Origin of the sequence: Peribacillus sp. YIM B13472 (assembly GCF_042788005.1) — a bacterium.
GTDB classification, from domain to species: domain Bacteria; phylum Bacillota; class Bacilli; order Bacillales; family DSM-1321; genus Peribacillus; species Peribacillus simplex_E.
Genome location: NZ_JBHZPG010000029.1, coordinates 1 through 25,691 on the forward strand (window position 1 = coordinate 1; position 25,691 = coordinate 25,691).

Here is a 25,691-nt window from a genome sequence, read left to right on the forward strand (position 1 = left end):
AATGGCCTAACATAGTGGGCTCGTAGAGCCCCAATCTCTTAACTTTAGGCGAAAATTCAAAGGGAATTTCAAAAGGGTTTCAGAATTTTTTAATTCCGAACCCCTTTTGTCTACAAACTGAAGGGTATCCCTAATGGATACCCTTAGTTAGCTATATTAGCATAATTAAATAAAGCGCTTACATATCATTTTGATATAATGCCTTTTAATTTTTCCGCCTGTCCGGTCAGTTTCTTTAAGGATTGCTGATATTCTTTTTCTAATTGTTTTATGATGCCGGCAGCGGTATCTATTTTTTTAATCGCCCCTACGCCATGACCCGCTGACCAAATATCACGCCACGCTTTAGATTCAGATGATTTGGACATGCTGTCAAAATCGACTTTTTCTTTTTTGGCTAATTGTTCTGGGTCCAATCCTTCCTTTCTGATGCTCGGTTTCAGCATATTACAATTAACGCCTGAAAATGCATCAGTCAAGATGATGTCATCATGATCAGAATCGACAAGCATTTCACGATATTCATCATTGGCCCTGCTCTCTTTTGCCACGATAAAGCGTGTACCCATATATGCAAGATCCGCTCCTGCAGCCTGAGCTGCCAAGATACTGTGACCAGTACTGATGGATCCGGCAAGCAAAATGATTCCGTCCCAGAATGTCCTTACGCTGTCCACGAAAGCAAAGCTATTTATTTCACCAGCATGACCACCGGCTCCCGCAGCAACCAAGATTAATCCGTCCACACCTGACTCCGCAGCTTTTTTTGCAAAATCCACGGAGCTGACATCCGAAAAGACCAACCCGCCATAGCCATGTACGACATCCACCACATGTTTTGGTGAGCCTAATGATGTAATGACGATGGGAGGCTGATGCTTTTTGACCAATTCCAACTCTTCTTCAAGACGGCTATATGTACGGTGAACAACCATATTCATTGCCCATGGAGCAATCTTCGAGCCAGGTTCTTTACCCTTTGCTGCAATCAATGTGTCGTTTATATCACTCATCCATTGATCCAGTACCTCAATCGGCCGCGCATTCGGTGCTGGAAAAGAGCCGATCACCCCATTCAAGCAACATTCTTTCACTAACTCAGGACCGGATATTAAAAACATAGGTGCTGAGATAACTGGTAAAGATAATTGATTCCACCACTGTTCAGGCAAACTTCTTGTCATCTATGAAACCCTCCCATTTTAATATATTACCAAAATATAACACTACAAGATTATCATACTTCTAAAATACACAATTTTCAAGAAATTATTTCAGCAGCTGAATTAACTTGTCATGCAGCGCCATTTCAATAAAAAAACTGTATATGGAATACATCCCATATACAGTGTCGATTCAATTTGAAAGCGCCCATTTACGAATGGCCTTAGCCACACCATCTTCTTCGTTTGTTGCTGTAACCCAATCTGCTTTTTCTTTCACAATTTCTTGGGCGTTTCCCATTGCCACACCCACTTTTGCATCCGAAATCATTGCAAGGTCGTTAAGGCTGTCACCCACTGCCATAACATTATCCATCGTAATATCGAGCAATGAACATACAAGCTTTATTGCTTTCGCTTTATTGACGCCCATGGCATTCACTTCAATATTCGTTGGACTAGAATTGCTTATTTCAAAGTTTCCTTTTGATGCCAGTTCATCCATGATGATTTGGCGGACGTTATCATCACTTGTATCAAAACCGAATTTAAGCCATTGCGAATCATGGATTTTTTCAGGCATTTCAGCCCTGTATATATTATCGCAACTAATTGCCCAAAAATGTGTACCATGTTTTTGGCTTAATTCCCACATCCATTGTATGGACTCACTATCGACGATATTCCTTTCCACCAGTTTTCCTTGATTATCGTATATTTCGCTTCCATTTACGGTAATGAGGTATGATTGGAGTTCCATTGACTTTGCAAAATCACTGCATGTCGCATAGGATCTTCCTGTGCTCAATACAACAAAAATCCCTTGATTTTCTGCTTCTTTTATCGCTCTCCGATTTTCTTGGGATATCTCTCCAGCCTTATTGAGAAGCGTGCCATCCATATCAAGTGCTACCAGCTTAATATCTTGTTCCTTCATTCTTATTCACCCTTCCATAATCCTTCTTTATGTAACTAAGTCCATGATAGCTTATAATGCATACGCAAGGAAAGTACGTGAATAATTGAACAGGCATTACCATTCGTTTCATTATTTTTATAATCAACCAAATATCCTTATCCGGCCACTTTATATTCTGCCATTCTAGACATACTCTACTCCCTTTCTTTTTTCATTTCATTCAATTCTTTTTTTATCTGACCTTCCCATTTTGGGATACCATCATTTTCATCAAATTCTATAATGACATCCGTTACCCCTCTTTCCTTGAATATCTCATTAAACAGCCGATCTTTAATGTCATCCGCCTGGCCGATTGAAATATGGGGATCAAGTTCAACTTCAAGTTCAACATGAAAGTCTTCCCCTTCTTTGATTACGGCCAGTTTCTGTATATCCCTTACGTCTGGATCATCCATGACCATAGTTCCAATTTTTTGTCGCATTTCAATATCGGCTTCCCCAAGAGCACCTGCAGCATTATCAAGAAAAACCCTACCAACCACATAGAACATACCGAGACCGATCATGACGGAAGCAACGCCTTCCGCTTGGATGAAGGGCGTGAAGTTTGCTAATAAAATGGCAATTATCGCAAGTACCCCACCACCGGTTGCTACCATATCTTCCATGAATACTAATTTCGTCGCCGGTTTTGCTCTTTTTAAACCAGCGAAGCTCTTAAATATGACGGCTGCTCCTTTAGCTTCGATTCCAGTCTCATGCACCACTTCTTTCATCGCTTTAAATAATACATATGATTCCAACACAACCGCTAACGAAAGGACGGACAAGTTAATAAGGATACCAGTTGATTCTACAGGGTGCAAAATGTGATGGAACCCTTCTTTAATCGTTTCATAAGACATGATCCCGACAACCAATACTGCCCCTAATAATACGAGGTTAACCAAACGTCCAAAACCATCAGGGAATCGATCAGTTGGAGACTTTTTACTTAGTGCGGATCCAATGAAGACGAAAAACTGATTCGCAGCATCGCCCAAAGTATGTAAAGTTTCGGCAAACATAGCGACATTCCCTGTCATGAAATAAGCAATCCCCTTAAGCACAGCGATGATACTATTCACACAGGCAGCAATGAACGCCGATTTATTGCCTTGTTTTAATAACCGAAATAACTCTTTCATATAAAAACCCCCCTAATCTTTTTTTATAAATCCATTATCATAATGTATTATCCCCAACACTGGAAAATATGAAACCACATAAGCGAAACCCTTAACTATACGATTGGTTTTAATGGTTATAAGTTGTAACTCCCACAAACGAATATATTCCAGGAATGGACTCATCTATTCTAATAAGTTCACATGAACGATTCATTTCTTTTGAAAACTGATAAAAACAACAAAAAAAGGGAGTAAGCGGCGGCTTACTCCCTATCATTCAAGAACTTCAGCTTACATCTCCTTTTTCACTAACTTAGATGGATTATTAACTTTATACCGTATTTCTTTATTGTATTTTTTGTCGACCACTTTTCCATCAAATTCGATTGCGTCCCCTTCTTCGAGCTCAGCTTTTTTTAATGTCTTGCTATATCCACACCAAGCATCGCCTATAGTCAATTCAGGTTCCGTTGTCACTATGACATTCTCCAAGAGTATGACTTCATCTTCTTCACCAGTGAAATGGTTCATTTTCGCCGTGAACTCCTTGACCGTTGCGGTGAAATGCACTTTTTCCCCAGGTAAGTCCAATTTAGGTTTTGCAGTCGTCTTTTTAGTTTTGGTTTTTGCTTTTTTTGGTTCTGCACTTAGCTGATCGGAGTTTTCCGGAATTGGTGCTTCCATCACCTGCTCAGTTTCACTTGAATCTGCGGATATTTCGGAAACCGGTCCACTCAACAATTCTTTTCCGAAACTGGTGCTTTGCATTTCCTTTAAATAGGAAGGGTGAATGCAACTAAGCTTACCATTTTCAAATTCAACAACTACAGTGTCAAGACCATTTCCATATTGTTCATAACCTGCCAATTTGACTTTAGCTTGAAAACTGCCGCTTTTATATATTAGTTCTCTTTTTACCGAACGGGCAGTGAATAATTTCCATTCCAATCCTTTAGCGATATAGTCCGTATCATCTAAAAAAGGGATATACTCTCCTTTTGGTGCAATATAATGTATCAAATCTTCAGCTGGAGTTTCAGCCACAGTCACCACTCCTAATCTTTTCTATAGATTATATTCTAGCAAAGGATTTCAAAGTTGCAAATGAATGAGTATCATAATGGGTTGATAGCAGTCACAATTCCGAAAACGCTTAATTTCCTCCCCGTTAAATGAATGCGATCAATTTTTGAACCAGAAAAAAAGCTGCCCACTAAGAGCAGCCTTTTTATTTGAATAGTCAATCATTTCTTTCTATAATCGGACAAAAAGGACTACATTCCTTACCCTTCCTTAACGTGAATTTTTTTTAGTTTTCCTTCTTGTTCAGGAATAATTACGTTTTTATTATGATAAAACAGAAAGTATGACCCAATAACTAGAATCGTGAGAAGGGTTGTAAGAAAGAATTGCAATCTCATGGAATCAATAAACGCCTGAGCAACGAATATAATAAATAATACGGCAATAGTCGCGTAGGTTAAATAAGGGAATAGCCACATTTTCACTTTGAGTGTCCCTGGATTTTCTTTTTCCGTCTTTTTCCGCAAATACAGATGGGAAAAGGCGATAAAGATATACATGATCATAGTGACTCCTCCCGAGCTGTTAGCGAGAAAAGCAAACAATTTATCAGGGGAAACAAATTTAAATGTCGTGCACACATAAGCAAAGAAAACACTTGCCATCAACGCCCAAATCGGGATTCCCCTCTTATTCACACGGGAAAGGATTTTCGGTGCATCACCTTTTTTTGATAAAGAATATAACATACGAGAGCTTGTATATAGCCCTGAATTCAAAACCGAAAGCAATGAAATGAAGATTACGATATTCATGACTTGACCCGCTGCCGGGAGGCCTGCCATATCAAATACGCTGGCATAGGGGGTTTTTAGTAAATCTTCAGCCCCCTGGGGGATTACGAGAACCAACACAGCCACTGAACCAACAAAGAAAAGAAGGAGACGCCATACAACACTGTTTATGGCTCTAATAATATTTTTTTCAGGATTTTCAGACTCCCCTGCAGCAATGGCAGCTACTTCACTTCCTGATAAAGAGAAGGTAATGAATATCACACTAAGGAGGACAGGCAGAAAACCATTTGGCAAAAACCTTCCATCCCCAGTAATGTTTGAGAGGCCTGGTGAATCGAATCCTGGAACAAATCCGAAAATCATGGCGGCGCCCAGGAAGAGGAATATTACAATGGCAGCCACTTTCATGAAAGCTAACCAGTATTCAAATTCCCCATAAGCTTTGACTGAATAGATATTCGTAACCGTCATTAATATAGGGAAAGATAGACTCGCAGCCCATATAGGTATGCCAGGAAACCAATCATGAATCATAGTACCTAATAACGTAGTTTCGATGGCAATGATGATAACCCAGTTGAACCAGTATAACCAGCCTATCGTGTATCCGGCCCAGGGACCAAATGCTTGATGTGCATATGTTGAAAAGGATCCGCTATCAGGGTTTACCACAGCCATTTCACCCAGCATACGCATTATAAGCACGATCATCAATCCTGCGATTATATACGATAAAATAGCCCCAGGTCCTGCTGAATTGATTATTGTTCCGCTTCCAATAAATAGTCCTGCCCCAATTACCCCGCCAATAGAAATCATTGTGACATGCCTGGTCTTTAGACCGTGTTTCAATTCATTTGTTTGAAGTGCCACTATTGTCACCATCCTTTAAAACTGTCAATTTACCGTTTTGTAAGCAGTAAACCACTGCTCATGGGTACCCTAGTAGAAATCTTTCATTCAAAAACAATGTTTACAGTCCTATCCCCGTTTCATCATTCATTTTAATGAGGTCAAATTCACAATCGGTATATGTATATTGCACAGCAAAAACTCTATTAACCGTAACCGCTTTTCTATTTATACTCCCTACTACTACCTCAGCCCCTCAACGGAATACACGGAAAGTACAATGATCTTTGTTGATTTTGCACTATTTGCATTTTGTTGAGTGAAGTCCTATTATGTAAAAAATATAGTTACCCAGCTCTATTATTTTTTTCCTCGCTCTTCACCCTCTTTTATTAAAATTTTATACATACTAAATAAAAGCAATATCCATGCCAAAAAAAGGATAGTTATTTTAATGGGGTTTAACGCTTTTATGAATTTAAAACGATTCATTATTGAATCATTACTCCGATTTATGATTCATATATTAATTATCGATCCTTTTTGATCCACAATTGAATTAAAAATGACAATCTAATTGTTTCCTTTTAAAATTTCGACACACATATATACTAAAAAATAGCAGGGATAAAAAAAAAGATGCTAAAATCCAAATTATGATTTCTTGGCATCTTCCAAATAAATTTATTTTCACTGAGAATCATTTTGTAAAATACTGTCAAAACCAGAATTTCCTTCCGCTATTAATCAAAGATTTATGTACAAGCTTCGAAAAATATCGATAAGTATATAATGCTTTATGTAGTGTCACTATATGATATGTATTAAACCCTCATAAATTCATTCTGAACTGTGGGGAAATGGATACTGAATGTGGTTAAATTTTCATTGGAGACACAATTCATATATCCAGCATTACTTTCAATGATCTTTTTACATACGTATAATCCAATTCCCGTTCCTAACTCTTTCGTTGTGACAAAAGGCTCAAAAATAGATTCGATCAATTCACTGGCGATGGCCGGTCCATTATTTGAAATTCTAATTATTCTTTCATTCGCCTCAATTAAAGAGCTTATCCTCAAAATCCTCGGATGTTCCTTATCCTTTAAGGCATCAATGGAATTTATAAAAAGGTTCAAGAACACTTGTTTTAACCCATCCTTGCTCGCTGTCATGACGAAGTTTGGATAAATATCTATTTCCACATTAACACTGGCATCCACAATATTTGCATAAGTCAGTTCTTGAATTTCTTCAATTAACTTCAACACGGGAATTTCTTCTCTTTGTTCCTCATTAAAATCTGATTTAGAGGTATGGAGGAATTGGGTTATCCTGAAATTCAACTGATTTAACTCATAATCAATGATATCTAAATATTTCAAGCCCGGGTTCTCCCTTTTCAGTAATTTATTGAACCCCATGATAGCTGTAAGAGGGTTTCGGAACTCATGTACGAAGCTTGATGATATCTGACCCAGTACCGCTAATTTATCTTTGTGGTTTTCACTAATATAAGACTTTTTCTCCTCAATCACTTCATTTGTAAGATTCGTATATCTCGTTACTGCATGGTAGCTGAACGTATCAAAGTGCAAGTTGATGTCATTAATGAATTTCTGCATATAATTAATTGGGATATTGGCTCCAAAAAGATTTCTGATTATGATATTTCTCCCCAAATTGATATTATATAGAAAATCCCCAATGTTGATATTTGCTTCAAGTCGCTCTTTTGCAACCTGGTAAGCCAATTTTATCAGCACATCTTCAGACAATACCTCCTTGAACGTTTGGATGACCAGTGAGTACATCCCATAACCATTTTCTTTAATCTTTTCTTTGTAGGGATCTATTTCATTGATCTTTATAGTCTCGTTCCATTCATTTAAAAACACAGATTCATTTTCTTCCAAATATTGAATCAATACATTTTTATACTTCTTATGTTCAGATGACAACTCCATACTATTGACCACACATCCCCTTACGGAATTTTAGATACTATATCAATAACATCATTCTATATGAGATTTTGATTTTCTGCACTTCATTATTTATTGTTCTTTAAGGTGAAATGTAGCTTATAAGGAGACAAGGTATGCTGGTCCGCATATGTTTACATGCGATACCAAAGAACCGACCAAATCAGGTCGAGAATCTGAGATCTTCATAAAATGTAAACTCATCATTCATGTTTTTTTATATACTAAGAAACTCTTACTTTTGAAAGTTGATTCCATATTTTTTCATTTTTCTATAAAGCGTATTTCGGCCGATGTCGAGTTGTTTCGCGGCGTTACTGATATTTCCATTTGTTCGTTCCAATGCATTTCTGATAAGTTGGATTTCTTGTTCTTGAAAGTTTCTTGGTTCTTGATCGGCATTTGCCCCTTCCTCATGTGTAATGGAAGGAACAGGACAAAGTGCCACAAGCAAGTCCCTTGTAATCGGGCCATTATCAGCTAGGAATGCAGCCTGTCCCAGTACGTTTTGCAATTCACGGAAATTTCCTGGCCATGAATATTCCAAAATGAATGTTTTAGCTTCGTCAGTTAGTTCGGTATGTTCTCCCTTATAGGGTAAATCCGCTAAAATGTTTTCTGCTAACAGCAATAAATCTTTGCGACTCCTCAGATTTGGAAGTTTTAAAGATAATCCACAAAGGCGAAAAAATAGATCTGCACGGAATTCTCCAGCTTCAATTTCTTTTTGTAAGTCTTTGTTGGTGGCGGCAATGACCCTTACATCGATTGGAATGGAAGCGTGTCCGCCGACACGCGTCACACATCGTTCCTGAAGCACGCGGAGCAGAGTCGCTTGAGCTTGAAGCGGCATGTCCCCGATTTCATCCAAAAAAAGGGTTCCGCCATCGGCAGCTTCGAACTTCCCCTTGTGCCCGCCGCTTTTTGCGCCAGTAAAGGCACCCTTTTCATACCCAAATAACTCACTTTCCAATAAATTTTCGGGAATTGCGCTGCAATTGATGGCGATGAATGGCTTATCACTTCTTAAGCTAACCCCATGAATGGATTGAGCGAACAGTTCTTTTCCCGTTCCGCTTTCTCCAGTGATTAACAGGCTGATATCAAGCGCTGCAGCTCTTTTTGCAATGGATATGGTTTGATTCATTTGCGGATCGTTACTTAATATATCTGTAAATTGATAACGATTAGTTGTTAAACCATCAATCAATTTTTGTTTTTTTAACCGAACGATCACGGATGATTGATGTTCCATATTTTTTCCAAGGGTTTGCACCAAAAATTCCTGGTCTTTAATTGAAACCCTCTGTTCCAAAACAAGTGGGTCTGTTCCTGATATTATATTCGATACCGGTTTTTTCAATGTACCGATAACATGTGATGCCGCTAAATTGAGATCTGTAACTTTCCCCTCATTATCAAGGGTAATTAACGGATCAGGGTATGAATCATATATAAAATAAAGGTTTTTCTCCCTTTTTTGTGTATGGGACAATAAGAGTGCTTGTTTGATGCTATCAGCCACCCTTTGAACTAAGCTAATGGAAAAAGGATGGTAGTTCTGTTGATGACTGCTTAAGTTCAAAACGCCAAGCAGATGCCCATCAGGGTGATATATGGGCGATGCGGCACAAGTGAGGAAATGGTTATCTTGATGAAAGTGTTGACTGCCATGGATCAATACAGGATTTTTCTCTACTATGGCTGTCCCTATTGCATTTGTTCCTTTTGATTCCTCTAGCCAATTGGCCCCTTTCCTTAGGGAAACATTATCTGCATGGCGAATGAAAGCTGGATCCCCAACTGTTTCGATGATATATCCTTCAGGAGCTGCAAGTAATAAAATCGACTCCAACCCATTAATCGAGCGATAAACTTCTTCTAAAATGGGGGAAGAATGGTACAGGAGTTCGGCATATCGATCGTGGTATTCGGCCAACTCAAATGCACCAAGCATATCTTCCTTATCCATCATGCTTGGCTGAAGTCCCTTCGAAATGCACCGCTGCCATGATTCTTGAATAAATGCCGGTATTGTTCCTTTATCCGCGCTTATATTAACAGACATTGAATAATCCTCCCGTATGTATAATCGAGTAATCGGCTACTGTTTTTTATCCAATTTCATAAATGAAACTCTATGTAATTCAAAGTTTCAAAGCATTCAGGGTTCGTTCATTCAGGTTAATTATAACAGAAAATTCAGATATTCACCAAAATGAAAACGGCCTTATGCGAACTGCTAAACTTTTTTGTTCCATATTGGAACACCTGCCTGTTCCAATATGGAACAGTATGGCACCTTTCAATATCGCTTTACCATCTTTTAACTGGTTTCATCGATTTTTTGTTATGGCATAAGACTTGCATAATTACATGTCGAGAAATTGATTCCTTTTGATAAGGGGGGGAAAGAATCAAGTAATCCAGTTTTTAAAAATTTTCTGACTTGCTGCAAGGCAGCCAAAGAGAATTGTAACAAAAACATAAGATCTTGCCTGATCCTTTACTTAGAGGAACGCCATTGTCCGAACAAAGATCGAACTTAAAATCCAAATGAAAAGGGGTATTATACATGGAACAAACGATTAAACTTAATCCACGAGTGCAGGAATTCTTGAAGGGCACTAAAAAGCTTTTGATTAATGGAGAATTGGTGGAAGCTGCTTCAGGAAAAACCTTTGAGACTCTCGATCCTTCAAACGGCAAGGTTTTAGCGGTCGTGAGTGAAGCAGGTCCGGAAGATGTAGATAAAGCAGTCAAAGCAGCCCGTAAGGCATTCGACGACGGTCCTTGGAAAAAAATGAGTGCATCGGAACGCAGCCGCCTCATTTATAAATTAGCGGACCTCATGGAGGAACATAAAGAGGCGTTAGCACAATTGGATACCTTGGATAATGGCAAGCCAATTGGCGAAACCACTAATGCCGATGTCCCCCTTGCAATCGATCACTTCCGTTATTATGCTGGATGGACAACTAAGATAGTAGGACAAACAATACCTGTTGCTGGGAATTACTTCAATTATACCCGTCATGAAGCAGTTGGAGTGGTAGGACAGATCATCCCTTGGAATTTCCCTCTACTTATGGCCGCATGGAAATTAGGTGCCGCCCTTGCAACCGGATGTACGATCGTGTTAAAACCAGCGGAGCAAACGCCGCTTTCAGCATTATATTTAGGTCAATTGGCGCTTGAAGCAGGTTTTCCTCCTGGCGTTCTCAATGTCATCCCTGGATTTGGGGAAACAGCAGGGTCACCGCTTGTAGACCATCCTGATGTCGATAAAATTGCCTTTACCGGTTCAACCTCAGTAGGGAAAATGATCATGCGCCAAGCTTCGGGAACTGTGAAAAAAATCTCGTTGGAGTTAGGCGGGAAATCACCTAATATCATTCTACCGGATGCAGATATGAGTAAAGCCATTCCTGGTGCTTTAATGGGCATCATGTTTAATCAAGGACAAGTTTGCTGTGCCGGTTCCCGCCTGTACATTCAAAAGAAATCCTATGACAACGTGGTAGCCGACTTGGTGTCTCATGCAAAAAACATTAAACAAGGGGCCGGTCTTGATCCATCTACACAGATAGGGCCATTGGTTTCCAGTGAACAATTGGAACGAGTGGGCAGTTATATTGAAAAAGGAAAGTCTGAAGGAGCTGAAGTGGTTACCGGGGGCAAATACGGACAAGGAGAGGGCTATTTTGTAACACCTACAATATTTGCAGGCGTTGAAGATGAAATGACGATCGCTAAAGAAGAAATCTTCGGTCCTGTTGTAGCTGCAATGCCTTTTGATGATTTGGATGATGTGATAAACCGTGCAAATAACTCAGAATATGGATTGGCTGCAGGTTTATGGACACAAGATGTAAAAAAAGCCCATTATGTGGCCAATGAATTAAAAGCAGGTACGGTTTGGGTAAACTGCTATAACGCCTTTGATGCAGCTTCCCCATTTGGCGGTTATAAACAAAGTGGAATTGGTCGGGAAATGGGCAGTTATGCTTTGGAAAATTATACGGAAGTCAAAAGTGTATGGATTAACTTAAACTAAATAAAAAAGTGAACGCTCCATATGATCATTCGGCTCAGATATCATGTTTGAAATGCATGTTATCGTTTCCTTGAAAATTTGTAAAAGGCTGTACCAAAGTGTGGACTTTGGTACACCTTTTTCTTGTTTTGTAACTTATGGGCTTAGACAAAAAGAGAGACCTTTCATTTTCGAAAGGTCTCTTTGTGTCCATTATCCATTACGTTCGATTTGCATTTTTTCTCTGTTTGCTTTTTCTTTTTCAATATTTTTCTGTCTTGAAGTCCCGGCAACCAGGATTCCAATCACCACTATCGCTTCAAATCCATATTTAATGAAGGGATTTGCAAAGTAGTCGAGCATGAAGGGTTCAGCTACAATCATTTTAGCAGCTGTCCAGCCTAGTATTCCCGCACCAATTATAATGATGAATGGGAAACGTTCTATCAGTTTAATGATTAAAGTGCTTCCATACATCACTACCGGTATGGAAACAAGTAGACCGATTACCACTAAAGTGAAGTTACCATGTGATGCACCTGCAACCGCTAGGACATTATCCAATCCCATCAGAGCATCTGCAATAATGATCGTTTTTATGGCAGCCCACATCGAGTCCGCAGGCTTCACATCATGTTCTTCTTCATCAATAAGAAGCTTATAAGCGATCCATACAAGAAGTAATCCGCCTATTAAATGCAGTCCAGGCACCTCTAAGAGTACGACAACCAGCAGTGTTGCAATGATCCTTATCACTATTGCCCCGACCGCTCCCCATATTATCACCTTTTTTTGCTGTTCTTTTGGAAGCTTTCTTGCAGCCAATCCAATAAGGATCGCATTATCACCGGCTAGAACCAAATCTATCATAATGATCGCTAAAAGTCCTGAAATGAATTCACCTGTTAAAAAATCCAACACTATTTCCTCCTTTATACAAAAATAAAGAGACCTCTGCCATAAATGGCAAAGGTCTCGCTAAGCACTAAATGAATTAGGCCAATAAAGCCGGTGGGATTCCCACGTAATGACGACTTTATTTCAGGTTATCCCTGACGCTACTCCCCTTCACGGGAATAAAGAATATGTAACTCTTTTAATATCTTTCCATTAGGAAACTACCAAGAAAAAATATCACTAATTCAGTATACCAAAAATACAAATAAAATAAAGAAAAAAATGAGAGATAGGCAGGATATTCATGAACTTAACTTGCCCATACCCTTTCAACGGATTATTTCAGTCAATCATCCCTTCTAGATATTGGCATATTTCGTTTCCTAGGTTCGGGATATCGCTCAAATCCTTCCCCCATAGATATTGATTACTTAAGGTTGCCTCTATCAATTGTCTAAGCGGGATTTCCCCCTTATCATAACGAAGCCATTGTTCCTTGAAAAATTCAATTGTGCTTAGATCATCTTTAACGACATAGACTTTACCCGCAAAGCTTTTACCAATATAACTCTCCTTCACTTCGCGAACCTTATAAAATCGGATCAAGCCTGAAAAACCTCGTACGATACAGGCAGGCAGCCTGCCTTGCGCCTTATGATATTCCTCTAAGGTAGGCAGGAGACGGACCTTGAACTTCGAAATGCTATTCAGCGAAATATCGGCCAGGAGGTGATGTACAAAAGGATTCTTAAATCGCTCAAGAACACTTTCCCCATATAACATCATCTCATTTTGATCAAAAGGTAATGAAGGAATTATTTCCTTTTCGATGGCATTGCGCAGAAATTGGTTGAATTCCGGATGATCGATTGCCTGTTTTACTTCTTCCATTCCAGATAAAATGCCTAAAGGAGCCATCAAGGTATGAGAACCATTAAGAATCCGTACCTTCCTCATTTGATAAGATGTTAAATCTTTTACCCAACGCACATTTAAGCCTGCTTGTTGTAAAGGAAGACGGTGATCAATACATGGGTCACCTTCAATAGCCCATAAATGGTAGGGTTCTGCCGTATTTAGCAGAGTATCCTTATATCCCCATTCCGTAAAAAGTTTTTCCGACTCACTGGCTGGGAATCCTGTAACGATACGGTCTACAAGCGAGTTTAGGAATAGGTTGTCCCGGTCCACCCACTTCATGAATGGCTTTGGTAAATCCCAATCCCTGCTATGCTTAAGAACGCATTGCTTCAATGAATCACCATTTCTCTCTAAAAGCTCACATGGCAGCATGATCAGTCCTTTTTTCTCATCTCCGTTGAAATGCAGATAACGATGATACAAAAAAGCTGTCAGTTTTCCTGGAAAAGATTCAATTGGCTTTCCTTCTTCCAAAGGAATCGGCTGGTATTTGAGCCCTGCTTCAGTCGTGTTGGAAACTACAAATTCCAATTCAGGATTTTCTGATAACGCTAAAAATTCCACCCAATCTTCATATGGATCAATTACCTTCGAAAAAACGGAAATGATCTCTGCATGTTCCATTTTCTCCCCTTGGTGAAAACCACGTAACATTAATGTATACAGTCCATCTTGCCGCTTCACTTCCTCTATTTTCCTTTTTCCGGCGCGGCGAGGCTGGGTAACTGCAATGCTTCCCATGAAATGACCTTGTTTATTACATTCATGAATCATCCAATCAAAGAAGCCTCGAAGGAAATTCCCCTCCCCAATCTGCAATACTTTTATGGGAAAATCCATCATATGTGAATATTGGACAGCTTTTGTATCTTTACTCAGACTCTTTAGTTGACATTTATTTATGTCCATGATCAAAGAACTCCTTTCTTATTGAAATATCCAATTCGGAGTGCGATTTAGAGGTTGCCCTTATGACAGCATACCTAATGCTTAAATTTCGACGATAGCCTTGATCACTTTAGCTTCAGGAGTTAACCACCCTTCAAACTGATTGATCATTTCATCCAAATGTGTGCGGTGTGTAATATACTGGCCCATATCCAGCTTGTCATTCTTCAGCGTATTCACGACATAATCAAAGTCATCCCTTGTTGCATTACGGCTTCCCATTAATGTAAGCTCTTTACTGTGGAATTCAGGATCATTAAAGGAAATATCCGCTTTAACTAACCCAACATAAATCAACCTTCCGCCGTGAGCAGGATATTTAAATGAATCCATCATTGACTTAGCATTACCTGTCGCATCAAATACCACGCTTGGCATATCTCCATTTGTCAATTGGGCTAATTCCTCCATTGGATTCTCCAAAACGTTCAACGTATAATCGACATCTGCCCATTTGCCAGCAAACGCAAGGCGTTCATCATTTACATCCATTGCGATCACCTTCGCACCCTGTTCTTTAGCGAATGCCATGACTCCCAAGCCAATTGGACCAGCACCAATTACCAGTGCAAATTCCCCTTTTTGAATAGCAGCGCGCCTAACTGCGTGAGCCCCTATACTAAAAGGCTCTATCATTGCTGATTGGTCAAGTGTAAGACCCTCTGTTCTCACCAAATGATTATAAGGAACCGTCATCCACTCACTCATGCCGCCTTCAGAATGTACACCCAAAACTTTCATATCCGTACAGCAGTTCGTTTTTCCACTTCTGCAAGCCAGGCATTTTCCACATTCCATATAGGGGATGATCGATACTTGATCTCCGACATTCAGCCCTGATTCATTCTCCGGTATGGATTCAATATAACCGGATAATTCATGTCCAAGTATTCGAGGATAGCTAAAAAAGGGTTGATTACCTCCATAGGCATGAATATCCGTACCGCATATTCCTATGCGCCGCACACGAACCAAAGCTTCGCCTGAGTTTGGAACCGGTTTCTCCGACTCGATTATCTTAAATTCAAAAGGTTGTTCACAAACAATACTTTTCACTGAATAACACTCCTTTTTAGTATCTTAATAGATATGTACACCTGTTAGAGAATGACGCCTTCTTTAAAGATGCTTATCTCCCTATAACCGAATTTTTCATTATTCGTTTTCTTTTTACCTGATGAAAGTTCAAGAATGTATTGGAATAAATCGTCCTTTAATTCCTCGATCTTTTGACCTTCAATCAACTGCCCTGCATTATAATCAATCCAGTGTTTTTTACGATCGGCCAAATCTGAATTCGTTGCTATTTTCACGGTTGGCACCGGTCCGCCAAATGGTGTTCCCCTTCCCGTAGTGAACAGAACGATATGTGCCCCTGCTGCTGCCAAAGCCGTCACCGAAATCAGGTCATTTCCAGGAGAATTGATTAAATTCAAACCATGCTTCACTACCCGTTCACCATATGGACTAACATCCACTACAGTGGCATGGCCGCCTTTTTGCGTGCACCCAAGTGATTTTTCCTCCAGCGTACTAATGCCGCCTTCCTTGTTTCCAGGTGAAGGGTTTTCATAAATTTCCTGATCATGGCGAATGAAATACTGTTTGAAATCATTAATAAGGCCAACGATTTTATTAAAGGTTTCTTCATCTCTTGCCCTGTTCATCAATATCGTTTCCGCTCCAAACATCTCAGGAACCTCTGTCAATATCGTGGTCCCGCCATTTTCTACAATAAGGTCGGAAACTGCACCAACCAATGGATTAGCGGTAATGCCTGAAAAACCATCGGAACCCCCGCATTTCAAGCCTATTTTCAGCTTTGAAACCGGTATGGGCTTGCGTACGAACCCTTCGGCATATTCCACTAATTCTCCCATTAAACGTAAGCCGCTCTCCAATTCATCTTGAACCTCCTGGGCTTTTAAAAATTTAATGCGATTTGGAGGAAATTCGCCTATGACCTCTTTAAATGCTTCGATTTGATTGTTCTCACATCCTAATCCTACAACTAAAACCCCTGCTGCATTTGGATGTTGAGCCAAGGCAGCTAAAAGTTTTTGTGTATGTGTCAAATCATCACCCAATTGAGAACATCCGTATGGGTGGGAAAAGTGATGAATCCCATCGATTTGTCGATCTTTAAACTGCTCATTTCCCATTTTAGCGAGAATTTCACATGTTTTATTGATGCAACCAACCGTGTTGATGATCCAGATTTCATTCCGGATACCCACTTCCCCATTTTCACGGATATATCCTTGGAAGGTATGATCTTGACTTGGCTCTTTTGTATTTTGACTGCTAGGTTGATAGGAATAATCCAATATACCATGCAAACCGGATGTTAAATTATGGGTGTGAACCCAATCGCCAATCGAGATATCTTCTTTAGCTTTTCCAATCGAGTAGCCGAATTTTATTACGTCCTCCCCTCGTTTTACCGGTTTCACTAACATTTTATGCCCTTTAGGAATGTCGTCACTTGCCTTTATATAGATCATTCCCCTGTCTTCCGTTTGAATCTGGAGGCTCTGTCCTTTATGAATCCCCTCCAAGGAAATAACAACATCATCATTTGAATGCAATTGAACAAATTTATTCATTTTGTCCCCTCCTTATCATGAGTGAAGACGTTCAAGACCAAACGTCAATCCATTCCGAAAGCCCTTTCATTTTTCGCTTGAACTTTTTTAATTTTTAAATATATTCTAATTTTAACATCAATTTTCGAAATATATATTGCATATTTTGCTATAAATATACTCATTCTTGTTGTATTATACTTTCAGGAGATGAACGAAATGAAAAAAATTCATAATGCCTTAAATCATGATTTACTCTTCCCATTTTCTTTTGTCTATCAAGATACGAAAAGTCCCCAGAATGAATTGTCCGATCATATGCATGACTATTATGAAATTGTTTATGTTTATAACGGTAAGGGGACCTTTTTTATCGGTGATGTGTTTTATGATATGCAGCAAGGGGATGTATTCCTGATCCCTAATAATACAATTCATAGAGCTTTACCCAATAAGGCCGAACCTGTTACCTCCACCATTATCTTTTTCAGTCCCACATTGATTTATAAAGATATGGTTGATGATTCTTTTTCATATTTACATTTGTTTGACCTGACAAAAAAGAGTAAGAATTATAAAATATCATTGCCGAAAAAGAAACAAGTAAAGATGGAGGAACAGCTACAACTCATCCTGCATGAAACCACTAGCCAATCAATGGGCTCGAGGCATGCTTGTTTGCTGACCGTTCATCAAATCATACTTGATTTATACCGTACCCGGATAAATGGCAAAGAAGAGATACCAGAGGGCAATAGCTATAGTTCAGAATGGATCAAAGATATTTTTATCTATATTAATGAACATATAGATGAAGCATTGACTTTGACGACACTTGCACAAAAAGCTTTGGTCAGCCCCGCTCATTTCAGCAGAGTTTTTAAGGAAACGACTGGAATTGGCTTAATCGTATATTTAAATACGAAAAGAATCATTAAGGCAAAGGAACTTTTACTGGAAACGAATCACACCATTGCCCATATTGCTGAAATGTGTGGTTTTGAAAGCATGCCCCAATTTTATCGTACCTTTAAGAAATACAATGAAAAGACACCAGCTACATTTCGTAATGAAAATCGGCTCCGCTAGGCATGCCTAATAAACATGAAAAGTTAAACTCATTAAAAATGGAAGTGTCTTCCCATGATATTTCCTTTGGGAGACACTTCCATTCTAACAATCTATTACGCAGGCTTTACTATCGGTCGTACAAAACGGATGACTGCAAGTGATGCAACGATGGCCAATCCACCTGCAAGCAAGAATGCAACTGTGTATGTGCCTGAGGTATCGACAATGTATCCTGTTAACGTCGGTCCGATGATTCCTGCTGTATTTGCCAGGAAATGCATAAAACCTCCAACAGATCCAACATTAGCAGGGTCGACAACATCATTGACGATTGCCCAGTAAATGGCACCAGTCAAATATAGGAAGAAGACGGAAAGTGCGACAAGTGTTACCGCACTGACGGTTGTGGATACAAGTCCGGCAAAACCGATACATACTGCCGATAAGAACAAACATGTTACAAGCACGAGCTTACGTGAGAATAAAACACCTTTTTGAGCGAATTTTTTAAAGAAAAAATCCGACACGAATCCACCCAAAGCAAGTCCGATGAATCCAAAAATCCAAGGAATTACAGTAATGATACTCATATTTTCTACACTTAGGCCGCGTGCATCCACCAAATAGCTTGGGAACCAAGTTAAGAAAAAGAAGAGAATGTAATTGTAAGAAAAAAAGGCTAGAGCTGTAAATAAAACCGTTTTTTGTTTTAAATAAAAGGTGAATTTCACCTTTCCTTCCGATGTTGCCGCTACATAAGCTTTTCCCGTATGTTTCTGTTCTTTTGACTCTTCTGGTTTTTCTTTAACGAACTTCCACCAGCAAATCGCCCATATAAGACCAATTACCATAATGGCAATGAAAGAAACTCTCCATCCATATGAGATGGCAATAAATCCAACTATTGGACCTGCAATCGCGCCACCAAGCGGCGTCCCGCTATTCGTCAAACCAACGACAGATGCCCGCTGATTCGCTGGGAACCAGTTATTCACCATTTTATTGATGGTTGAAGAAAGAGGGCCTTCGCCCATCCCAAACAGTATGCGGATGATTATCATACTTGCAAAACCGACAGCAAGTACAAGTGCACCACTGAATAAAGACCAAACGATCATCGCCACGAAAAGCGTGATCTTTGCACCCCATCTATCGGACGCCATTCCTCCAAGGAAGTTAAATATGGCATAACCAACTGAAAAGCTACTAAAAATAATTCCCATCTGTGTTGCTGTTAAAGATAAATCATCTTGGATGAACGGAGCTGCAATGGACAGTGCAGATCGGTCCAGATAATTTATTACACCTGCCAAGAACAAGAAAACGATAACCATTCCTCTACCATTTGAAAACATAAAATACCCCCCTATACGTTTCTATAAATGCAGCAGCATTTTTGGAAACGTTTCCATTTAATAACCAAGAGTAAAGCCTATATGACCTTTAACTAAATCGGTTTAGAATTCCCGTAAAAAAGCGCTTTCTTTTTCACAGGAATTCTTACATCCAGTTCTAGCAAGAATTCCTTGAAAGCAAAGTCGGTTTCAAGCGATGCACGCTTGTATCCTCTTTTCCTGTTTTATTGATTTGACTAAGCAGTAACTCTGCTGCCAAGTTGGCCATTTCAATGGCTGGCTGATTAACCGTTGTGATGGTCGGTGTATAGAAACTGGCATAGGGTACATCATCGATCCCTATGACCGCTATGTCATCAGGTATATTGATTTCGTGATGTTTCATATAACGCAACACTTCATTAAGTACGATATCATTTCCTGCCAAAATGGCTTGAGGCGGCTTTTCCAATTCGAAAAATTCTGAAAGTGCAAGCGGAATTTCGTCTGCGTTCACTGTTTTAATATATTCAGAATTGAATGGTATCCCATGTGACGCGAGTGAATCCTTGTACCCTTGGATCCGTTCGATACGAGGACTGATATCGCGTATTATTGAAGTGGTTATGATTGCAATGGTTTCATAACCCTTTTCAATAAACCTGTCGATCGCTAACTTGGAAGCAAGGTGATTATCGAGCATGACTGTTGCAATATCCAATTCTTCGATCGTCCTATCCATGAAAACAATCGGGAAATGATCACTCTTCATACGTTGATATAAATCAATATTGTCCCCTGTGGGAAAAATGATGATCCCATCCACTTGTTTAGCTCTTAGCATTTCAATATAATTCTTTTCCTTTTCAGGATTGTCATCTGCATTGCATACGATAATATGGAACCCTTGTTCATAAAAGTAGTTTTCAATAGCTCTAATAACTTGCGTTGAAAACGTGTGAAGGATATTGGCAACCACCACACCGACGGTAAAAGTGGATTTTTGTTTTAAACTGCGTGCTATTATATTAGGCTGATAGTTTAACTCTTCTATTGTTTCTTCAATCTTTTTCCTGGTTTTTTCACTCATATATTCGTAACGTTTGTTCAGGTATTGGGAAACTGTGCTTTTTGATACTTTCGCGTGATTGGCGACATCAGTAATTGTAATGGTTTTCAATTCATTCATTCCTGTCGTATGGTTTCGATTCTCTAATACCAAAGTGGCTTAGATATATAAGGAATATTCTATTATAATAAGGAAAGCTTTACAATCACCTTTTGATGCAGTAAAAAGTCAATTTCCCATACCGTGGAACTAATTTAATCACGGTCACTTGTTTGCCTTTTTATTGGACCTGAATTCAGACACCTGAGTATGCCATGAAACCACCATCGACTGGTACCGTAATTCCTGTGACAAAGCCCGAATAGGATTCATCAATGAGCCAAAGCAAGGTACCAAGTAAATCTTCAGGCTGCCCAAAGCGCTTCATGGGTGTTGAAGTAATGATTTTATTAGATCTTGCCGTCAGGCTGCCATCTTCATTAAGCAGAAGATCACGATTTTGCTTCGTCAAAAAGAATCCTGGAGCAATGGCATTCACCCGTAAACCTTCTTCGGCAAAATGAACAGCCATCCACATGGTAAAATTATTTATCGAAGCTTTGGCAGCACTATATGCTGGTACTTTAGTCATTGGAGAGTAGGCGCTCATGGAAGATACATTTACGATAACAGGTGCTTCCACTTGCAATAACTCTTTCCCAAAAACCTGACTGGCCAAAAATGTACCGGTAAAATTACTGGCAAAAACCTGGGAGAAACCATTTTCATCCAAATCAAAAAAGGATTTTCCATCTGCTTCTTCCCCATATTTCTCTGGATCTGTAATGGCATCAGGGTGATTGCCTCCCGCACCATTTATTAATAGATCCACTCTTCCGAATGTTTCTATTATTTTTCCTCTTGCATTTTCCAATGAGGTTCTATCCAAAACGTCTGCCGCGATGGATATCGCATTCCCCCCAGTTTGTTCAATGAGTTCGACCACTTCTTGCCCTTTTTCCGCCGTTCTGTTCAATATAGCTATCTTGACACCATGACGGGCCAATTCCACCGCCATTTTGGAACATAAAACACCGCTGCCTCCAGTGATCACTGCCACCCTGTTCGATAAGTTTTCATGAATGGGAATCATGATTTTTCACCTAATTTAGTAGCTTCATATGCATCCCATAATCCGAGCAAATACATGATTCCCAATGCTCGGTCATATAAACCGTAACCTGGGCGGCAAACTTCACCCCATATATGGCGGCCATGATCCGGTCTGACATAACCAGTATAATTTTGCTTATTCAATTCTTCCACGACGCCCTGTATATTGATCGATCCATCCTGGGTATGATGGGATGTTTCCACAAAGTCACCGTTTTCATAAATCTTCACATTGCGTATATGGGAGAAAGGCGAACGGTTTGCATACTTTTTAGCCACCTGGACCATATCATTTTCTGGGTTTGCCCCCATCGATCCTGTACACAAGGTAAACGCATTCGATGGTGAATCCGAAATCGAAATCAGTTTTTCATAGCTCGACTCTCCAGTGATGATTCTTGGCAAGCCAAAAATGGACCATGGCGGATCATCCGGGTGTATTGCCATTTTTATACCGCAAGCCTCGGCAACAGGTAATATTTCTTTTAGGAATATTTCAAGATTCGCCCATAGCTGCTCTTCGTCCACAGTTTTGTAAGCTTCGAATAATTCAGAGATTTTATCCATCTTTTCTGGTTCCCAACCTGGTAAAGTTAAATCTGAAGCTTCTGTTACAGTACGAATTAAATCTTGCGGATCTAACGTATCCACTTTTGCTTTTTCATAAAACAGGGCAGTTGAGCCATCTTCCAAAGGATGGAACATTTCCGTCCGAGTCCAATCAAAGATCGGCATGAAGTTATAACAAATGACTTTCACTCCAGCTTCCGAAAGATTCCGGATCGTCTCTTTGTATTTCTCTATATATATCATGCGGTCTTCATTACCCAATTTAATCGATTCATGGACATTTACACTTTCTACGACATCCGTGTGAAAACCAAATGATTGGATATACTCAATTTCTTCTTGAATTTCTTCTTTTTCCCATACCTCACCAACAGGTTTTTGGTGAAGTGCCCAGACAATTCCTTTCACTCCAGGAATCTGTTTAATGTGCTCCAATGTAACGGTATCATTGTCTTTCCCGTACCATCTAAATGTAATGTTCATCATGCACCTCCATTATTCCGCAATTTTTTGCATGTATTTTCGGCTTAATTCCACTGCGGCTTCATAGCCGCCAATTTGATAGGCTTTGTTCAAGTCACTGCCGATCCCGATTGCTACCGCTCCTGCATTCAGCCAGTCCTTCATGTTATCCAAATTAATTCCGCCGGTTGGCATGATCCTTACATTGGGCAGTGGACCATTAACCGACTTGATGAAAGAAGGTTCAAAATGGTTTGCCGGAAATAACTTCAAAACATCACAACCTGCTTCCAATGATGTAGCCATTTCTCTAATTGTCATGCATCCAGGCATATAGGGAATGCCGTATCGATTACAAAGTTCGGCTACGCCATTGACAAAATAGGGGCTGACGATAAAATTGGCGCCAGCTAAAATCGCATGCCGAGCCGTTTCAGAATCAAGTACCGAGCCTGCTCCTAATAGTGCATCCGTATTTTTCAGTTCTTTGAAAACTTCTTCAATTCCCGGTGTTGTATAAGTCAATTCGATTGCCTGAATACCGCCTTCCACAGCTGCTTTAGAAAGTTGTGCCGCCTCCTTTGCATCCTGTCCCCGGATAACAGCTACAACTTTCGTTTCCGTTATTCGATGTATGATTGAATGTTTATCCATAACTCCTACCCCCTTAATTAAAAACGATGATCGCTTTTCGAACTTGTTCGGGATGATTTTCAACAAAATTAAATGCTTCCTGGATTTCATCAAGCGAAAATGTATGGGTAACTAAACCTTCATGTCTGAGTTTTCCTTCATTTAAAAGTTTTACCACTTTTGGGAACTGATCGGTTTGCAACCTAGATCCTTTCACCGATACTTCGTTTTTTGTGATTGGTAGCTGAGAAACCGATGAAGGACGTTCATCAAAACCTAGTACGACAATCCGCCCCGCCGTTGACACGACATCGAAAGAAAATTCGAATGTCATCGGCAAGCATACTGCATCAATGACGACGTTGGCTCCTTCGCCATTCGTCCATTCTTCCACTCGTTTTTGAACATCTTCTTTTCCAGCATGGACGGTGATATCTGCGCCGCTTTCTTTAGCGAATTCCAAACGCTCATCACTTAAATCCGTGATCATCACTGATGCTCCTTGAAGCTTTGCCATCTTTAATATGCAAATTCCAATAGGCCCGGCTCCCTGGATAAGCACTGTTTCCCCTTCCTCCACTTCGCCTCTCCAAACGGCCTGTGCGCCGATTGTGTATGGCTCAGCCAATACGATTTCTTCCCAAGCTAAAGCGGAATCCACAACATGTAATTGTTTCTCCGGAAGGACGAACCATTCCCTCATCCCACCATCTTCATGCACCCCAAAAACGGAAAGTTTTTCACAAACATTTTGGCGGCCTTTACGGCAGGCGTAACACTCCCCGCAATAACTGATGGGCTCAATAACAACGTGGTCCCCCACTTTTATGCCCGCGACACCTTGACCTATCTCCACAACTTCTCCCGCAACTTCATGCCCAACGACTCGCGGCAGCGTTGCAAGAGGATTCGTACCATGGTAAATATGCATATCCGATCCGCAAATCCCGACTCTTTTTACTTTCACAAGGACATCCGTCGAGTTTGAAATCCGAGGTTTTTCCACTTCTTGAATAATAAGTTCATGAGCTTTCCGTACTTGAACCGCTTTCATTTCCCCACCTACTTTGTAAGAAATTCATAAACACTTGATGCTATCGTAATACCCTGTTTCAGGTTTTTTTCTTCATTGATTTGTTCAATCTCACCCGGTACATATACGCGATCGAACCCTGGAGCAGGTTCAACCTGTTGCAGCTCTTCGATCATTTGATCCATTTGCTCTAAAAATATATCAGTATCCGTAAAGAACGAAGGATTAATTACACAAAAATAATGTCCCAGCTTCCGTTTCCTATCAAGGTCGTCATACATCTTTCCAATATGCGGGCCAAATGCCGCACCGGCCAATAATCCAGAAAAAACATCTACAATTACGGATAGACCATAGCCTTTCGGGCCTCCGAAAGTGGAAAGGGAAACGACTTTATTCGGGTCTGTGACATTAGCTCCATTTTCATCCACTCCCCATCCTTCAGGGATTTCCTTTCCTTCTTCGCGTGCCTGGAGGATTTTCCCCAGCGCAACATTGGATGTTGCCATATCAAGTATAAAGGGTTTCTTCGTTTTGGCAGGAACTCCGTAAGCGATTGGGTTGGTACCAAGAAATGATGTTTTTCCTCCGAACGGGACCACAATTTTATCGGTATGTGACATCGCGATGCCAATCAACTTTGCCTCAGCGGCTTTTTGAACGAAATAGCTTAGTGCCCCGCAATGGCTGCTATTAAAAACCGTCACCATGCCCACGCCATTATCTCTAGCCATTTCGATTGCATGGTCCATGGCCACGTCACTAATCACATGCCCAAATCCATCATCTCCATCAACTACACCGGTAACGGGCCCTGTCTTTTGGAAGGAAATCTGGGCATCGGGATTTATTCCCCCTGCCTGTAAACGGTTCACATAATGCTCTGTTCGCAAGACACCATGGGAATTGACATTTCTGAGATCGGCATGAACCAATACTTCCGCGATTTTCCCGGCATTTTCTTCATTTAAACCCACTTTGGTCAGCTGTTGTATGACTAATCGTTTTGCTTCCTCGGCTTGTATCGTTACTGTTGCCATTTTTCCCCCTCATTTCTTTCAGTCAT

The 25,691-nt window shown here is 40.0% G+C and carries 20 protein-coding genes; 2 read left to right on the forward strand and 18 right to left on the reverse strand.

Annotated elements, in window-relative coordinates; genetic code table 11:
- Positions 1-185 precede the first annotated feature (185 nt).
- From ACFX4I_RS19290 to ACFX4I_RS19320, 7 genes are all read right to left on the reverse strand, one after another.
- Positions 186-1,184, reverse strand: coding sequence for an NAD(P)H-dependent flavin oxidoreductase (locus tag ACFX4I_RS19290; RefSeq protein WP_377422404.1), 999 nt, complete (start codon positions 1,182-1,184; stop codon positions 186-188).
- A 172-nt stretch (positions 1,185-1,356) separates the two neighbouring features.
- A complete protein-coding gene (locus tag ACFX4I_RS19295) occupies positions 1,357-2,100 on the reverse strand; it encodes a Cof-type HAD-IIB family hydrolase (protein ID WP_377422406.1) in 744 nt (247 codons plus the stop codon).
- A 176-nt stretch (positions 2,101-2,276) separates the two neighbouring features.
- On the reverse strand, positions 2,277-3,272 hold the full coding sequence (locus ACFX4I_RS19300) for a cation diffusion facilitator family transporter (RefSeq protein WP_377422408.1): 996 nt from the start codon (positions 3,270-3,272) through the stop codon (positions 2,277-2,279).
- A 273-nt stretch (positions 3,273-3,545) separates the two neighbouring features.
- The gene (locus tag ACFX4I_RS19305) at positions 3,546-4,298 is read right to left on the reverse strand and encodes a hypothetical protein (protein ID WP_230304296.1); all 753 of its coding nucleotides are present in this window, start codon (positions 4,296-4,298) and stop codon (positions 3,546-3,548) included.
- A gap of 239 nt (positions 4,299-4,537) precedes the next feature.
- A complete protein-coding gene (locus ACFX4I_RS19310; RefSeq protein WP_377422489.1) occupies positions 4,538-5,956 on the reverse strand; it encodes an amino acid permease in 1,419 nt (472 codons plus the stop codon).
- Positions 5,957-6,750: 794 nt separating this feature from the next.
- Positions 6,751-7,896: a histidine kinase N-terminal domain-containing protein gene (locus tag ACFX4I_RS19315; RefSeq protein WP_377422410.1), complete on the reverse strand. Its 1,146-nt coding sequence runs from the start codon at positions 7,894-7,896 to the stop codon at positions 6,751-6,753.
- A 253-nt stretch (positions 7,897-8,149) separates the two neighbouring features.
- Positions 8,150-9,982, reverse strand: coding sequence for a sigma-54-dependent Fis family transcriptional regulator (locus ACFX4I_RS19320; protein WP_377422412.1), 1,833 nt, complete (start codon positions 9,980-9,982; stop codon positions 8,150-8,152).
- 507 nt (positions 9,983-10,489) lie between these two features.
- Between ACFX4I_RS19320 and ACFX4I_RS19325 the strand changes: the two genes are divergently transcribed.
- Positions 10,490-11,971, forward strand: a complete 1,482-nt coding sequence (locus tag ACFX4I_RS19325; protein WP_230303566.1) for an aldehyde dehydrogenase family protein — start codon at positions 10,490-10,492, stop codon at positions 11,969-11,971.
- 192 nt (positions 11,972-12,163) lie between these two features.
- On the opposite strand, the gene ACFX4I_RS19330 is transcribed toward ACFX4I_RS19325, so the two are convergent.
- The 4 genes from ACFX4I_RS19330 to ACFX4I_RS19345 all read right to left on the reverse strand — a co-directional run bounded on the left by ACFX4I_RS19330 (position 12,164) and on the right by ACFX4I_RS19345 (position 17,322).
- Entirely contained in the window at positions 12,164-12,868 is a 705-nt protein-coding gene (locus ACFX4I_RS19330; protein ID WP_230303565.1) for a TerC family protein, read from the reverse strand.
- A 321-nt stretch (positions 12,869-13,189) separates the two neighbouring features.
- Positions 13,190-14,677 (reverse strand): tagaturonate reductase, encoded by a 1,488-nt coding sequence (locus ACFX4I_RS19335; protein WP_377422414.1) that lies wholly within the window; start codon positions 14,675-14,677, stop codon positions 13,190-13,192.
- An 81-nt stretch (positions 14,678-14,758) separates the two neighbouring features.
- The gene (locus tag ACFX4I_RS19340; RefSeq protein ID WP_377422416.1) at positions 14,759-15,772 is read right to left on the reverse strand and encodes a zinc-binding alcohol dehydrogenase family protein; all 1,014 of its coding nucleotides are present in this window, start codon (positions 15,770-15,772) and stop codon (positions 14,759-14,761) included.
- A gap of 44 nt (positions 15,773-15,816) precedes the next feature.
- Positions 15,817-17,322, reverse strand: coding sequence for a UxaA family hydrolase (locus ACFX4I_RS19345; RefSeq protein WP_377422418.1), 1,506 nt, complete (start codon positions 17,320-17,322; stop codon positions 15,817-15,819).
- A 198-nt stretch (positions 17,323-17,520) separates the two neighbouring features.
- Here ACFX4I_RS19345 and ACFX4I_RS19350 point away from each other — a divergent pair, with 198 nt between their 5' ends.
- Positions 17,521-18,390, forward strand: a complete 870-nt coding sequence (locus ACFX4I_RS19350; RefSeq protein WP_377422420.1) for a helix-turn-helix domain-containing protein — start codon at positions 17,521-17,523, stop codon at positions 18,388-18,390.
- A 95-nt stretch (positions 18,391-18,485) separates the two neighbouring features.
- On the opposite strand, the gene ACFX4I_RS19355 is transcribed toward ACFX4I_RS19350, so the two are convergent.
- The 7 genes from ACFX4I_RS19355 to allD form a co-directional block, all read right to left on the reverse strand.
- Entirely contained in the window at positions 18,486-19,727 is a 1,242-nt protein-coding gene (locus tag ACFX4I_RS19355) for an MFS transporter (RefSeq protein ID WP_377422422.1), read from the reverse strand.
- Positions 19,728-19,884: 157 nt separating this feature from the next.
- Positions 19,885-20,886, reverse strand: a complete 1,002-nt coding sequence (locus tag ACFX4I_RS19360) for a LacI family DNA-binding transcriptional regulator (protein WP_377422424.1) — start codon at positions 20,884-20,886, stop codon at positions 19,885-19,887.
- Between the two features lie 184 nt (positions 20,887-21,070).
- The gene (locus ACFX4I_RS19365; RefSeq protein ID WP_230303558.1) at positions 21,071-21,907 is read right to left on the reverse strand and encodes an SDR family oxidoreductase; all 837 of its coding nucleotides are present in this window, start codon (positions 21,905-21,907) and stop codon (positions 21,071-21,073) included.
- Entirely contained in the window at positions 21,904-22,980 is a 1,077-nt protein-coding gene (gene uxuA, locus ACFX4I_RS19370; RefSeq protein ID WP_283931764.1) for a mannonate dehydratase, read from the reverse strand. The genes ACFX4I_RS19365 and uxuA overlap by 4 nt, the downstream gene beginning before the upstream one ends.
- Before the next feature lie 12 nt (positions 22,981-22,992).
- Entirely contained in the window at positions 22,993-23,613 is a 621-nt protein-coding gene (locus tag ACFX4I_RS19375; protein WP_377422426.1) for a bifunctional 2-keto-4-hydroxyglutarate aldolase/2-keto-3-deoxy-6-phosphogluconate aldolase, read from the reverse strand.
- Between the two features lie 13 nt (positions 23,614-23,626).
- Positions 23,627-24,646 carry a zinc-binding alcohol dehydrogenase family protein gene (locus ACFX4I_RS19380; RefSeq protein ID WP_377422428.1) on the reverse strand — a complete coding sequence of 340 codons (1,020 nt, stop codon included), beginning with the start codon at positions 24,644-24,646 and terminating at the stop codon, positions 23,627-23,629.
- Positions 24,647-24,654: 8 nt separating this feature from the next.
- Positions 24,655-25,665: an ureidoglycolate dehydrogenase gene (gene allD, locus ACFX4I_RS19385; protein ID WP_377422430.1), complete on the reverse strand. Its 1,011-nt coding sequence runs from the start codon at positions 25,663-25,665 to the stop codon at positions 24,655-24,657.
- Between the last annotated feature and the right edge of the window lie 26 nt (positions 25,666-25,691).

What these genes read in the sequence shown, in the direction of transcription:
- ACFX4I_RS19355 (WP_377422422.1), bottom strand. Translation starts at nt 19,727, where the DNA reads ATGTTTTCAAATGGTAGAGGAATGGTTATCGTTTTCTTGTTCTTGGCA.
- ACFX4I_RS19380 (WP_377422428.1), bottom strand. Translation starts at nt 24,646, where the DNA reads ATGAAAGCGGTTCAAGTACGGAAAGCTCATGAACTTATTATTCAAGAA.
- ACFX4I_RS19345 (WP_377422418.1), bottom strand. Translation starts at nt 17,322, where the DNA reads ATGAATAAATTTGTTCAATTGCATTCAAATGATGATGTTGTTATTTCC.
- uxuA (WP_283931764.1), bottom strand. Translation starts at nt 22,980, where the DNA reads ATGAACATTACATTTAGATGGTACGGGAAAGACAATGATACCGTTACA.
- ACFX4I_RS19295 (WP_377422406.1), bottom strand. Translation starts at nt 2,100, where the DNA reads ATGAAGGAACAAGATATTAAGCTGGTAGCACTTGATATGGATGGCACG.
- allD (WP_377422430.1), bottom strand. Translation starts at nt 25,665, where the DNA reads ATGGCAACAGTAACGATACAAGCCGAGGAAGCAAAACGATTAGTCATA.
- ACFX4I_RS19375 (WP_377422426.1), bottom strand. Translation starts at nt 23,613, where the DNA reads ATGGATAAACATTCAATCATACATCGAATAACGGAAACGAAAGTTGTA.
- ACFX4I_RS19325 (WP_230303566.1), top strand. Translation starts at nt 10,490, where the DNA reads ATGGAACAAACGATTAAACTTAATCCACGAGTGCAGGAATTCTTGAAG.
- ACFX4I_RS19300 (WP_377422408.1), bottom strand. Translation starts at nt 3,272, where the DNA reads ATGAAAGAGTTATTTCGGTTATTAAAACAAGGCAATAAATCGGCGTTC.
- ACFX4I_RS19290 (WP_377422404.1), bottom strand. Translation starts at nt 1,184, where the DNA reads ATGACAAGAAGTTTGCCTGAACAGTGGTGGAATCAATTATCTTTACCA.
- ACFX4I_RS19320 (WP_377422412.1), bottom strand. Translation starts at nt 9,982, where the DNA reads ATGTCTGTTAATATAAGCGCGGATAAAGGAACAATACCGGCATTTATT.
- ACFX4I_RS19350 (WP_377422420.1), top strand. Translation starts at nt 17,521, where the DNA reads ATGAAAAAAATTCATAATGCCTTAAATCATGATTTACTCTTCCCATTT.
- ACFX4I_RS19315 (WP_377422410.1), bottom strand. Translation starts at nt 7,896, where the DNA reads ATGGAGTTGTCATCTGAACATAAGAAGTATAAAAATGTATTGATTCAA.
- ACFX4I_RS19365 (WP_230303558.1), bottom strand. Translation starts at nt 21,907, where the DNA reads ATGATTCCCATTCATGAAAACTTATCGAACAGGGTGGCAGTGATCACT.
- ACFX4I_RS19335 (WP_377422414.1), bottom strand. Translation starts at nt 14,677, where the DNA reads ATGGACATAAATAAATGTCAACTAAAGAGTCTGAGTAAAGATACAAAA.